Annotated in this window: 10 protein-coding genes, 1 pseudogene and 1 riboswitch; of the genes and pseudogenes, 9 read left to right on the top strand and 2 right to left on the bottom strand. The window is 39.1% G+C overall.

Features of this window, described 5'->3' with window-relative positions; genetic code table 11:
- Positions 1-12: 12 nt before the first annotated feature.
- The 5 genes and pseudogenes from KTHG_RS13090 to KTHG_RS13075 form a co-directional block, all read left to right on the top strand.
- Positions 13-1,203: a GTP-binding protein gene (locus KTHG_RS13090; protein ID WP_139994126.1), complete on the top strand. Its 1,191-nt coding sequence runs from the start codon at positions 13-15 to the stop codon at positions 1,201-1,203.
- Positions 1,196-2,095 carry a CobW family GTP-binding protein gene (locus KTHG_RS13085; RefSeq protein ID WP_186439606.1) on the top strand — a complete coding sequence of 300 codons (900 nt, stop codon included), beginning with the start codon at positions 1,196-1,198 and terminating at the stop codon, positions 2,093-2,095. The genes KTHG_RS13090 and KTHG_RS13085 overlap by 8 nt, the downstream gene beginning before the upstream one ends.
- Positions 2,095-2,364, top strand: a complete 270-nt coding sequence (gene rpsN / locus KTHG_RS13080) for a 30S ribosomal protein S14 (RefSeq protein WP_139994122.1) — start codon at positions 2,095-2,097, stop codon at positions 2,362-2,364. Before KTHG_RS13085 ends, rpsN begins: the two co-directional genes overlap by 1 nt.
- Positions 2,365-2,480: 116 nt before the next feature.
- Positions 2,481-2,792: a hypothetical protein gene (locus tag KTHG_RS21305; protein ID WP_186439605.1), complete on the top strand. Its 312-nt coding sequence runs from the start codon at positions 2,481-2,483 to the stop codon at positions 2,790-2,792.
- Positions 2,786-3,016: pseudogene (locus tag KTHG_RS13075) on the top strand (MMPL family transporter); the annotation flags it as partial. The gene KTHG_RS21305 and the pseudogene KTHG_RS13075, both read left to right, overlap by 7 nt.
- Positions 3,017-3,080: 64 nt before the next feature.
- Here the strand turns inward: KTHG_RS13075 and KTHG_RS13070 are convergent.
- Both KTHG_RS13070 and KTHG_RS13065 read right to left on the bottom strand, forming a co-directional pair.
- Positions 3,081-3,758, bottom strand: coding sequence for a response regulator (locus tag KTHG_RS13070; RefSeq protein ID WP_139994120.1), 678 nt, complete (start codon positions 3,756-3,758; stop codon positions 3,081-3,083).
- Positions 3,758-5,308, bottom strand: coding sequence for an ATP-binding protein (locus tag KTHG_RS13065; RefSeq protein ID WP_186439604.1), 1,551 nt, complete (start codon positions 5,306-5,308; stop codon positions 3,758-3,760). Before KTHG_RS13065 ends, KTHG_RS13070 begins: the two co-directional genes overlap by 1 nt.
- 112 nt (positions 5,309-5,420) lie before the next feature.
- Between KTHG_RS13065 and KTHG_RS13060 the strand changes: the two genes are divergently transcribed.
- From KTHG_RS13060 to KTHG_RS13050, 4 genes are all read left to right on the top strand, one after another.
- Entirely contained in the window at positions 5,421-5,990 is a 570-nt protein-coding gene (locus KTHG_RS13060) for a pirin family protein (protein WP_139994116.1), read from the top strand.
- A 57-nt stretch (positions 5,991-6,047) separates the two neighbouring features.
- On the top strand, positions 6,048-6,197 hold the full coding sequence (locus tag KTHG_RS21300; protein WP_186439603.1) for a hypothetical protein: 150 nt from the start codon (positions 6,048-6,050) through the stop codon (positions 6,195-6,197).
- Between the two features lie 26 nt (positions 6,198-6,223).
- Positions 6,224-6,402: riboswitch (cobalamin riboswitch) on the top strand.
- Between the two features lie 90 nt (positions 6,403-6,492).
- Positions 6,493-7,554: a nicotinate-nucleotide--dimethylbenzimidazole phosphoribosyltransferase gene (gene cobT, locus KTHG_RS13055; RefSeq protein ID WP_139994114.1), complete on the top strand. Its 1,062-nt coding sequence runs from the start codon at positions 6,493-6,495 to the stop codon at positions 7,552-7,554.
- A gap of 315 nt (positions 7,555-7,869) precedes the next feature.
- Entirely contained in the window at positions 7,870-13,572 is a 5,703-nt protein-coding gene (locus KTHG_RS13050; RefSeq protein WP_139994112.1) for a SpaA isopeptide-forming pilin-related protein, read from the top strand.
- The last annotated feature ends 106 nt before the right edge of the window (positions 13,573-13,678 follow it).

Here is a 13,678-nt window from a genome sequence, read left to right as displayed (position 1 = left end):
AGTGGCGACAACATGACAAAAATTCCGGTGACGGTACTGAGTGGGTATTTAGGTGCGGGAAAAACAACGATGTTAAACTATATTTTACAAAATGAACAAGGCTTACGTGTCGCAGTTATCGTGAATGATATGAGCGAAATTAACATTGATGCAGCATTAGTCGCACAAGGAAGTGGGATTTCGCGTACCGATGAAACATTCGTAGAATTATCAAATGGCTGTATTTGCTGCACACTGCGTGAAGATTTATTACTGGAAGTACAGCGTCTCGTAGATAAAGGAAATATCGATTATATTGTTATCGAATCGACGGGTATTAGCGAACCAATTCCAGTTGCACAAACATTTTCATACAGTGATGAACAATTAAATATCGATTTAACGAAAAGTTGTGTGCTTGATACGATGGTAACCGTTGTCGATGCCAATCGTTTTTGGACAGACTTTCAATCGGGAGAGAGCTTACTTGCACGTCAACAAGCGGCTGGGAATGAGGATGACCGTGATGTGGCCGATTTATTAATCGATCAAATTGAATTTTGTGATGTGCTCGTCATTAATAAATGTGATTTAGTTACGCCACAGCAATTAGCGCAATTAGAGCGTGTATTAAAATCTTTACAACCAGAAGCCAAAGTCATTCGTATTACATATGGCGAAATTGATCCGAGTGCTATTTTACATACTGGTCGATTTGACTTTGAAAAAGCCTCAGCAGCGGCAGGATGGTTACAAGAGCTAAATAATACCCATCATACACCGGAAACAGAGGAATACGGCATTGGTTCGTTTGTGTATACACGTACTTTACCATTCCATCCGGCGCGCTTTAAAAAATGGGCAGATCATTTACCACTATCGATTGTCCGTTCAAAGGGCTTTATTTGGAGCGCTGGGCATCCTAATATGGCGCTATTATTTTCACAGGCAGGCTCGTCTGCAACATTGTCACCATTAACGTATTGGGTAGCATCTCTACCGAAAGCTGAGCAGCAACAATTAATGGCGCAGGAGCCTGAAGTGTTAGCAGAATGGGACCCGGAGTTTGGAGATAGAAAGACGCAATTAGTATTCATTGGTATGGATTTAGAGCAAGAAGCCATTACGAAACAACTAGATGCATGCTTACTAACGGCGAAGGAAATGGATGCGGATTGGTCCACATTTGAAAATCCATTTGATTGGCATGTTGCACATGAATAAAACACGCATTGTGCTACTGAGCGGTTTTTTAGGAAGCGGAAAGACAACGTTATTAAAGCATCTATTAGCACAAGAAGATCAACAGCATGTTGCGGTCGTCATGAATGAGGTAGGTGAGGTATCGATTGATGGTAAGCTATTGCCTCCGGATACACATCTTTCAGAGATTACGGATGGCTGTATTTGCTGCACAGGACGGGATGAATTAGAGCGCGCAATTTTAACGCTATATCAACAGCAAAAACCTGATGTGATTTATATCGAAAGTTCTGGAATCGCACATCCACTTGAAGTTATTGATGCTTGTTTATCCCCCGTAATTGCTGAGCATATGACAATTCAAAAAGTCATTACAGTAGTAGATAGTGAACGCTGGAGTAAAAAACATTTTTATCGTAAACCGCTTCAAAAATTAATGGATGAACAAATTAAATATGCAGACCAAGTATTAATTAACAAAGCGGATTTAATTACGCAACAACAATTTGAAACAATCGTACAAGATATTAAAATGATTCAGCCAAATGCACAGTGGCGCATGACCACACATGGTCGTATGCCTCTTGATACACACTATTTTACACATGCAAATGGACGTGCAACGGAGGCGCATATGGAGCATCATTTACATGTGCATCACTTTGTTTATACATTTAAAAAAGTTATCTCAAAGCGGGCCCTTGATGCATTTGTAAGAGCGTTACCCGCTACTGTATTTCGTATAAAGGGCTTTGTGTCAGTAGATGAGTATCCGGAAAAAACAACTTTATTTCAGTATTCATTTGGTGTTCCCCTATATTTTCCACAGGAAGTCAAGTTCCCAACAACACTCGTTTTTATCGGAGAAGATTTAGAAATTGAGCAATTAAAACAACAATTGGAGGCTATATAATGGCAAAAAAATCAAAAATCATACGCAATGAAAAACGTCGAGCTACAGTTGAAAAATATGCAGCACTGCGTCAACAATTAAAAGAAGAGCATAATTACGAGGCATTACAAAAATTACCGCGTGATGCATCGCCAGTAAGACTTACAAGACGTTGTGAATTAACGGGGCGCCCACGTGGTAATATGCGCAAATTTAACCTATCACGCATTCAATTCAGAGAGCTTGCTTACAAAGGTCAAATTCCAGGGATAAAAAAAGCAAGCTGGTAATAGAACGTAAACACTTCTAAAGAATTTTCTTAGAAGTGTTTTTTAATTAATAGCTCCCTTATGGCAACTACATGATATGATATACTGCTAATGAATAAATGTTAATAGGGGGATATATGCAAATTTTTAGCTATTTAAATCGATTGCACTACGATATTGAGAAGGTGCGTATGTCCCTAACCGCAGCAATTGGCATTCTTTTAATTGGTGTGTTATTAATGCAACAACTCGTACAAGTGACCATTTTGCAAATGATTAGTTGCACGATATTATTTGCAATTTACGCTATTTTGCATTGGTATTCTGATAGCCTTATAGCGCATCTACGGATTTTTTATTTTGTCATCCAAAGTGTCGTCATTCTGAGCTGTGTGCTTGTAGTACCAATTGCTTCACCCATTATTTTCTTAGGGTTGGCATCTTTATGATGGCAGATGATCCGATGACAAAAATCATTGGTCTAGCATTAACTTTTGGTGTGTTATTTGATGCCTTTATCGGGCGCATGATGATTGTCCCCGCATTGATGCTTCTAATGGGCAAAGCGGCTTGGTATATGCCGAAATGGTTAGATAAAATATTACCAAATGTTGATATTGAAGGCGAAACAATCATGAGCGAAATTGAAAAAGAAAAAGAGCAGAAACATTAATTTCTGCCCTAAAAAAACGTACATCGTAAAAAATGTATGTTTTTTTTATGCGATTTTAAAAAAATTACGTGCGTAACATATATTTTCGCTCAGGGCGCCCGACCGTTCCATAGAGAAGGGCAGTTTCGAGCACTTTTTCAGCAACTAAATGCTCTAAATACCGGCGCGCAGTTGAGCGACTAATACCCATTTTTTCGCTCAGTTCATTGGCAGTCACCTTATCAAGCTGTTTCGCGATAAAAAGTTCTTTTATCGTATCAAGGGTATGTGTGTCGATGCCCTTTGTTGCAGTAGTTGCTTGTTCTTCAACAACTGTATGTAAAAAGAGCAAATCTAATTGTTTTTGTTTGAAATATTCGTTTGTAGCAAACATTTTTTGTTCTTTTTGTAATTGTTGAATCGGCGCTTGTAACCGCTCCTCATTAAAAGGTTTGACAATATAATCATAAACTCCGAGCGCTTTTAGTGCATGAACATGTGTCGCTTCAGCCGCTGCTGTGACCATTACAATGGCGACTTTTGGGTGTCTTTGACGAATATGCATCACAAGTTCGTAGCCCTCAACATCTGGGATATAGAGGTCAAGAAATAGCATATGTGGAACCTGTTTTGAAGCGAGTGCTTCTTTTACTTCCTGTCCATTACGAAAGCTGCCAGTTACTTTACAGCGTTCTAATTGCTCAATATACTCTTGGTGGATATTCGCAATACGAAAATCATCTTCTACAATCCAAATATTCATTATGAATTCCTCCTCAATACTAATAAGAAGCAGGCACCTGATAAATCACCAGCATCTAAGAAAATATCGCCATCTACTGCCTGCATTGCTTGTTTTGATAATGCTAAACCATGACCACGATCATAGCCGTCATTCGTTGAAAAGCCACGTTCAAAAATTTTCGTGGCGAGCTTATCATCGACGCCATCACCACTATCTTGCACTTCCATTAATAATTCATGCTCATATTGTTGGATGCTCACACGTACTTCTTTTAATGAATTCTTTGATTTTAGTACCGCTTCAATCGCATTCTGTATTAAATTTCCAAGCGCCATTGTGACGGCATTAAGTTGTTCATCGGTACAAGGCATGAGCGTATCATCCAGCTCAATCTGTAAGATAATATTTTTTTCCTGCGCTTCAATCATTTTACCGACAAGTAAAGCATTTAAAATCGTGTAGGGCTGTTGATTAGTAAATGAATATTGTTGATGCTTGTTTATTTGGTCTTGTTCTATGAATTCAACGGCTTCTTTGACTTGATGACGCTTTAAAAGACCAAGCAATAAATGCATTTTATTTGAGAATTCATGTGTTTGTGCACGCTGCATTTTGGCTTGCTGTTTGACGTGTTGTAGTTCATTAATAACTTGCTCATATTCATCTTTTTTCCGCAACGTATAAAGCGCACCTTCACGGTCTTTTTTTACATACAGTGGTTTCTTCGATAAAATAACGGTTTCCTCTCCAAGTGCCATTTCTACTGCTTGAAATTCAGATTTTTCGGTTAAGCGTAGAGGAATGATATCACTAATGTCCCGTTCCATTAGAACCTTTTCTTTATTAAAAAAATGATAAGCACTTGGGTTTGCAGAAGTAATAGTATGATTTTTGTTTGTAGTAATGATGCCGTCGCTCGTCGTTTCTAAAATGGTTTGATTGAGCTGATAAAGCCTTGCAATCTGCTTAGGCTCCATATCGAAAAGCTGTTTCTTCATATAAATAGATAATAATATGGCACAGAGTACCCCAATCAAGCCGACTAAAATCGAAATACGTAGCCAATGAAAGAATACGCTATCAATATTTTCTTGGACGGTTGAGGTCATAAAGCCAACAGAAACAATACCAATAATTTCCCCATCTTTTTTGACAGGGACCTTTCCGCGAATTGATTTTCCTAAGGAGCCTACGCGTTCTGTAATAATTGATTCACCTTTTTCAAGCACAGGAGTGTTATCACCGCCAACCATATGAAAGCCAATTTTATCTGGCTCCGTATGAGAATAACGAATGCCGTCCATATTCCCTACAACGACATAAGCAGCACCGATATTTTTCCGAATGCTTTCCGCTATCGGTTGGATGGCTTTACTCGGATCTTTATCATCAAATGCGTCAATAATATCATCCGTATCTGCTACGAGATGAGCTGCTTGGAGTGCTTGCTTCGCAATTTGTTTATTTGTCGTTTCTTCGATATGATGTTCAAGTAAGACAAGGAAAATGCCACAAATAAGGAAAATGATTGTACTGAAGTAAAGAATCATTTTTGTTTGAAATTTCATATAAATCACCACGCAATCGCCTTCGTTCCTTCTATTATAAGCGGTTTTGGTCATTTAGCGAAGGGTATAGAATTACAGAAAAAAGATTTTTATGCATTATAGGAGGAATTAGATGAAAATTTTTAGAAGTAGTGAATCATATGATAAAGTAGGGCAACGTATTGAGTTTCGTTCACAGTGGCCAGGGATTGCTGAGGGGGATAAAGAGCAAGAAGATTATGCTTTTGGCCCATTACAATCTTTTGATCATGCCATTATTCGAAAAGGAACATTAATTAAAATGCATGAGCATAAAAATGATGAGATTGTTAGCTATCTTGTAAAGGGTGAATTTGTCCATGAAGATTCGCATGGCTCATATGAAACAATTCGTGAAAATCGCTATATGTTAATGAGTGCGGGAGAAAGCTTCTTCCATCAAGAAGGTACGCCACATATGGACGCGGAAATGCTACAAATTTTTGTGCGTCCGCGTGAAGTTGATTTGCCACCAGAAGTTCATTTTGCACAATATGAGCCACAACAAGGCTTTCGTTTAATTGCAGCTCCTAGCGATGCACCATTATTGATTCGCCAAAATGTCCATATTTATGACCTTCATGGTAAGGCTGGTGAAAGCTATGCGTTTCCAGCATATGAAGATTATGCAACGTGTATTTATGTGTTTGCTGGAGCAATTTGAGTAAATGCAGAAATATTAACGAAACGTGATGGTGCTACCGGAAATGATTTAACAGAATTGACGTTTACAGAAGATGGGCTAGTGCTGGCATTTTTAGTTGATTTAGAGGCATCTATGACGAAAGAAGGGCCGTTTAGTGGACGTAATCGACCAACTGATAAAATTGTGAGTCGTATGTGGTCAGATGTGAAAAAGGATGTTGACTGATTATTCAAAATACGATAGAGTGAAGGTAACTACATAAAGCATTAGGTGCTCTAGTAATAGAGAGAATAGGGAATAAAGTGCAAAACTTTAGCGGTCCCGCCACTGTAACAGCGAATGGTCGTAAAGGATGCCACTGATTTTTTCGGGAAGGCTTACGACTATCTTGACCTGAAGCCAGGAGACCTGCCTAACGCTGTATACGTACGTATAGACGATGGAAAAGTCTGTAGTTTATTTGTAATGCAAATAAACTACAGGCTTTTTGTTTTGTGTAGACAACGAGGAGGAAGAACAGATGTCATTATTACAACAAACAATTGAACAAATTACCGCAACAACAAAGGCGAATTACGATAAAGCGGAGAACTATATCGATTCGCTTGCAAAACCACCAAAAAGTTTAGGAAAGCTAGAGCGTATTGCGGCAAAACTAGCGGCAATCCACGATGGAGAATTCCCAACAATTCATAAAAAAGCGGTTATTGTCTGTGCAGGAGATCATGGAGTATGCGATGAGGGTGTTACAACCAATCCGCAATCTGTAACGGTTTTTCAAACATTAGGCTTTCCTAAAGGGACAACAGGGGTATGTGCTCTTGCAAAATCGGTAGGGGCAGAAGTTGTGGCGGTAGATGTTGGTGTGCTAGAAGATTTACCAGCAGATTCAGGTGTGATCTTGAAAAAAGTTAAATATGGTACAGATAATATGGCGAAGGGCCCTGCGATGAGTCGAGATGAAGCCATTCGTTCGATAGAAGTTGGAATTGAAGTAGCAACACAGCAAATTAAGAATGGGGTAAACTTGTTAGCAACTGGGGAAATGGGTATTGGTAACACGACACCAAGTGCAGCAATTTTATCCGTGTTAGAGGATTGTGACCCGCTTGAAGTAACAGGTTTTGGTGCAGGTGTTGGAGAAGGTGGTATCGCTTATAAAGCGGAAGTTATTCGCAAAGCAATTGCACTAAATCAACCTAATCGTGACGATATTATTGATGTGTTGGCCAAAGTAGGCGGTCTTGAAATTAGTGCAATGGCAGGAGTTACCCTAGCTGCAGCGGCAAATCGAGTACCACTTGTCGTGGATGGCTATATTTCAACCGTAGCTGCATTAATCGCAGCGGAACTAAATCCACATGTACAAGACTATGTGTTAGCATCACATGCCTCTGAAGAACCGGGGGCTAAAATTGCAGCAGCGCGTCTCGATATTGAACCAATGTTACATATGAATATGCGCTTAGGTGAAGGATCCGGTGCTGTTTTAGCATTCCCAATTATTGAAGCGGCATTATCTATGGCGACAACTATGGTTACATTAGAGCAAGCTGCATCAATTATTCAACCAAAGGTCTAGAGTTTGAGTGAAAAGTCTCGTTTTATACGAGGCTTTTTTTATTACCTTAATTCCTAATGTACGAACAAGTTATGGGTTTCTTTTTTCATTCTATTATTTTTAGAATTTTCTGACTTATTACATAATTGAGCTAATTTAACTAAGTTTTTGAACTCAAATTTTATTTTTTACGTTTCGTTATAAAAATAAGAGGAAAATATGACTATACGAGAAAAGCTTTTTTGTATTAAATGAAATTAAATAAACCTTTTTTCGTGGTAGAAAGCTTATTTTTATGTTTTTTGATGAATTTAATAATAGAAAGGAGAAAGGCTGATGAGGAAACCGCTAGTAGAAAGATTTTTGATTGCGCTTGCAGCGACGTTTGTATTTGTGTCTCCAACGATGAATTCAATTGCTGTAACAGAAGGTACGACAACAGACAGTGGACAGTCTAAGGTTACAAATCAAGATTCTAGCGAGCAACCAAAAGTTTCAGAAGACAAGGGTCAAACAAAAGAGCAACCTACAACACAAACACCCGATTCAAAGGGAACAACCAGTTCATCAGATGATGCTACACAGCAACCTGCAGCACAAACACCACCTGCATCGAATGATTCGTCAACGAAAGACAATAGTCAAAAGGGTAATCCTGAGCAACCAAGAGCACCAACACCAGAAAAAGAGGATAATAAAGGAGATAAAGGTAAAGATAATCAAGGAACGAAGCCTCAGACAACAAAGTCAAATTTAGCCATTACGAAATATGACAAAGATACAGGGGCAAAATTAGCCGGAGCTGTCTTTACTGTAAAGGCTCAAGATGGTAGTTCAAATGTGACAGTAACAACGAATAATTCTGGTTTTGTAAATGTAAATAGTTTAATTGTTGGCAAAACGTATACCATTACAGAAATTAAAGCACCAATAGGTTATAAGGCTTTGAATACATCAAAGGTTCATACGGTGCATCAAAGTCATAATACACTTGCTTTCTATAATGAAAAAGAAAAGCCAGTTGAGCAATTTACAACATTAACAATTGCTAAAAAAGCATCAGATACACAAAAACCATTAGCAGGTGCTAAATTTAGCGTGAAAGAACAAGATGGTAGTGGTACGGCTAAATCTGTGACAACAAATGCGAACGGAATAGCTACTGTAACAGGTTTAGTTGTTGGTAAAAAATATACAGTAGAAGAAACACACCCGCCACAGGGCTATACAGTTAGTGAGGGTGCAAAAGTAATTACAGCCGGTACAGAAAAATACGTACAGTTCTTTAATAGTCCTAAGACGCCAATACCAACGAAAAAAGGTTCAGTAACAATTTATAAAAAAGATAGTGACACAGGCAAGCTATTAGAAGGTGCAACATTTGCATTAAAGCAAAATGGTCATAAAATTCTAAGCAAAACAACAGATGCGAATGGGGCCGTAACATTTAGCGGGCTTGATACAACAGGCTCTTATACGGTAGAAGAAACAAACCCACCAGTAGGTTATCAGCCGGCAACTGGTGAGCAGAAGGTGACATTTGGCGCGCAAATGAAGACAAATGGAGGCAGCCATGAAGTTACAACATCACTTGTTTTTTATAACAAAAAAATAGTGACGCCACCAGAGGGTAAGCATCGTATTACGATTTACAAAAAAGATGCAACTGATAAGAAGACACCACTAGCAGGGGCAGAATTCACGCTGAAGCTAGGTGATCAAGTTATTGGAACAAAAGTAACAGCTTCAAATGGTGTTGTTCAATTTGCTGGTCTTGCAGCGGGAACGTATACAGTTGTAGAAACAAAAGCGCCAGCAGGCTATAAAGCATTAACGACTAGCCAATCTGTAACAATTGGCGGCGCATATGCATCAACGTATAGCGGAGACAAGGGCTCGAATAAAGATGTTGTCTTCTATAACGAAAAAGAAAAACCTGCAAAAACTGGCGAATTAACAATTGTGAAGAAAGACAAAGATTCAAATGCTTTATTAGCAGGGGCAGAATTTAAAGTGACAAATAAAGCAACGGGTGAAGTAGTTGGCTCAGGAATTACAAATGAGCAAGGCGTTCTTGTCATTAAAAATTTACCAGTTGATGCAACTTATACTGTAGAAGAGGTTGCGGCACCAGCTGGATATGAAAAAATTACAGGCACCCAAACAGTAACGATTGATTCAGATAAGCATAAGGTAAAAGGAAAAGATAAATGCGCCGTATCACTTGTCTTCTTTAATAAAAAGAAAACGACAGATGAAAAAGGCAGCGTAACGTTGAAGAAGATTGATAACGATACAGGTAAAGCGTTAGAAGGCGCAACATTTGCTTTATTCAATGAAGCAGGAGAAAAAGTCGCAGAAAAAACAACAGGTGCAGATGGTTATATTGAAGTGACCGACCTGAAGCCAGGAACATATTACTTCCAAGAAACAAAAGCACCAACAGGCTACAAAAAAATAGATACGAAGTTCACCGTAACCGTAAAGGATACGAAAAAAGGTAAGCATCATAATGTAAATAGTGTAACCGTTAAAAATGAGGTAGAGAAAAATGGTTTAGGTGTTGTTAAACTACAAAAGACTGAAAAAGGAACGGACAAGCTATTAACAGGTGTTCAATTTAAATTATATGATGCAGACTATAAGCTAGTATCGGATACGGTGTATACAACACAAAATGGGTTCATTACAGTAACGGGTCTGACACTTGGAGAAACATATTACTTCCAGGAAACAAAAGCATTAGATGGCTATGAACCAAATACAAGTTTCCAAAAAGTTGTAGCAGGCGCAGAAGTGACTCCTGGTGTGGTGACGATGGAAAATGAAAAAACAACACAGAAAGTGGGCGCAGTTGGTTTGACGAAAAAAGATGCGGTCACAGGAAATACACTAGCGGGTGTTAAATTTAATATCGTCAATAAGGATACGGGAGACATCATTCCAGTCGTGACAAATGAATGGGGTCAAATAAATCGTGGTGACCTTCCAATGGGTAACTATTATATTGAAGAAACGGGACCACTACCTGGCTATGAAAAGAACACAGAAAAAATTGAATTTAGTCTTCCGAATGAAAAAGGTTCAACAGACGAAGAAAAATATTACCCAAGATTTACGATGACGAATATGCCAATCTCAACACCAACCTTATATGATGCAACGCTATTAAAAATTGATAGTGCAGATCATAAGCTTGTATTAGAAGGAGCGGTGTTTGGGGTGTACAAAGCAGGTAGCGACGAGCCAGTTACAAAAGTAACAACGGGTGCGGACGGTACGGCTACGGCTACAGGACTTGAAGCGGGTAGCTATTACTTTAAAGAGCTTGTCCCACCAGCAGGGTATGACAAAAATGAGCAAAGCTATCCATTTACAGTAGGGGAAGATAAAGCAAAAGGTGGCGACCATCATTCGAAAAAAATTGTCGTTAAAAATAACAAATCGACAGTAGAAGAGGACAATGGTTCGGCATCCATTCGAAAAGTAGATGAAAAAGGCAAGGTACTACAAGGCGCGACGTTCCAATTGTATAAAGGTGATGAAAAAGTAGGCGAACCAATTGTCACAGACAATAATGGTGTCGCAGGCGTAGCGAAATTAGCTTATGGTGATTACTATTTTGTTGAAACGAAAGCACCAGAGGGCTATAAGCTAGATTCAACACCAATTAAGTTTACGATTTCAAAAGAGCATAAAGAGTTTACAAAAACAGTTAAAAATGAAAGAGAGAAACCGGAGCCGCATAAAGGAAAAGCTTCAATTAAGAAAGTGGATGAAGATGGCAAGCCACTTGCAGGCGCCGTATTCCATTTATTCACAAGCGATAAAACCTTTGTGAAGGAAGTAACATCTGGAGCAGACGGCTATGCGATTGTTGATAATCTTGAAGTAGGTAACTACTACTTTGTTGAAATAAAGGCACCAGCTGGCTACGAAGCTGATTTAACAAAAATGTACTCAGTTGAAGTCACAAAGCATGGTGGCCATTCTAAAGTTTATGCGGTAAATAAATTGTTGCCAGTTGAAACAGGTAGCGCGACATTAGTTAAGGTAGGCCAAAATAAACAAACGTTAGCTGGAGCGGTCTTCCAACTTTATAAAGATGGCGAGCCATACGGCGACCCGATGACAACAACAACAGACGGTGTTATTAAAGTAAGTGACTTAGCATTTGGTGACTACTACTTTAAAGAAGTAACGGCACCGGCAGGCTATGTGCTAAATGACAAACCAATTCATTTCACATTAAGTGAAAAAGATAGGACATTTGAGCGTGAAGTACTCAACGAAAAAGAAGTAACACCACCAGTACTTGGCTCAGCAACTTTAATGAAAGTAGATAGCGATACGAAGGAACCACTTGCGAATGCCACATTTGAATTGTATAAAGACGGTGCATTATACGGCACATACACTTCTGATGCTACAGGTTTAGTGAAAGCAAGTGAGTTACCACTCGGAAGCTACTACTTCAAAGAAACTGTACAACCAGCAGGTTACAATTTAAATAGTGAAATTGTGAATTTCACATTAACAAAAGACCAACTATCATTCCAACGAGAATTTGCAAACACAAAAACGGTTGTCGTACCACCAATCTTAAAAGGTAATGTTGTGTTGACAAAAACAGATGTAGACACGAAAGAAGGGTTACAAGGAGCAGTCTTTGAATTACGAAATGCACAAAATGTAGTGGTACAGTCGGGTCTGACAACCGACGCGACAGGACAAATTATCGTGAAGGATCTTAATGCAGGCACTTACAGCTTCATTGAGACAGTCGCACCAGCAGGATATAAACTGAATACAGATCCTGTAACCTTCACTGTGAAAACAGGGGATACGGTTTATGTATCAAAAACAAACAAACTAGATACGGGTAGTGTCGTACTGACGAAAACAGATAAAAAATCAGGCCATGTATTAATGGGTGCGACATTCAAAGTAGTAGATGCGACAGGTAAAACGGTAAAAGAAGGCTTAACAACAAATGCAACAGGTCAAATTATGGTGGATCAATTAGCGCCAGGTGCTTATAGCTTTATCGAAACAAAGGCACCGGCAGGCTATAAACTGGATGTGGCACCAGTTGCATTTACGATTACAGCAGACCAAACAGCTGCAGTGCAGGTAACAAAAACAAATGACTTAGAACGCGGTAGTGTTGTTCTAACAAAAGTAGATGAAGATTCAAATGCTGTATTAGCAGGTGCAACATTCAAGCTACAAGATAGTGGCGGCAATGTTGTAAAAGCGGATCTTGTTACGAATGCAGCAGGTCAAATTGTTGTCAATGATTTAGAGCCGGGCGATTATTACTTTATCGAAACAAAAGCACCAGCAGGCTATAAACTGGATGCAACACCAACAAAAGTAACGGTTGCTAAAGGGTCAAACCAACTAAATTATGTGACGAAAACGAATAAAATGGTCACAGGTACTGTTATGTTAACGAAAGTTGATGGTAAAACAGGTAAAACACTTGCGGGTGTTGTATTTAATCTAAAACGTAGTGATGGTACGATGCTACAGCAAAATCTAGTAACAGATAGCAACGGTCGTATTACGGTTAGTAATTTAAAACCTGGTACGTATGCATTTGTTGAAACAAAAACATTAAAAGGTTATAAATTGAATAAAACACCAATGACCTTCACGATTACGGAAGATGTCACATACCCAGTGTTGATTTCATTTATTAACTGGAAAGCATACGAAGCACCAACTGAGGAACCAGAAGAACCATCAAACCCAGGTACACCAGGAAAACCAACGAAACCAACAACGCCAGTGACACCAACAACACCAAGCACATCGACGGGAACGAATACGCCAAATAACGCGTCAGCACCAACTGTGAAGGCGACAACAACGTATACAAATCCGCCACAAGCATCAGCTACTCCAACAACGACTGCAGGAACGAAGAGTCTATTACCACAAACAGGTGTAGGCTATGCAACAACTGTAGCAGCCGGAATGGCTATTGTATTGTTCGCATGGTGGTTAATCCGTCGCTCACGTAGAGCACATTAAGAACTAATCTAAAAAGAGGCTAGGATAGAAGCCTACCTCAACACGCACAATAAAAAGAAGGAATCGCACAGTCAAAGTGCGATTCCTTCTTTTCTTTTTGTGTGAG

Source organism: Kurthia sp. Dielmo, from assembly GCF_000307285.2.
GTDB classification, from domain to species: domain Bacteria; phylum Bacillota; class Bacilli; order Bacillales_A; family Planococcaceae; genus Kurthia; species Kurthia populi.
The sequence above is the reverse complement of the archived record's forward strand: the minus strand, read 5'-3'. Positions and strand labels throughout refer to the sequence as shown.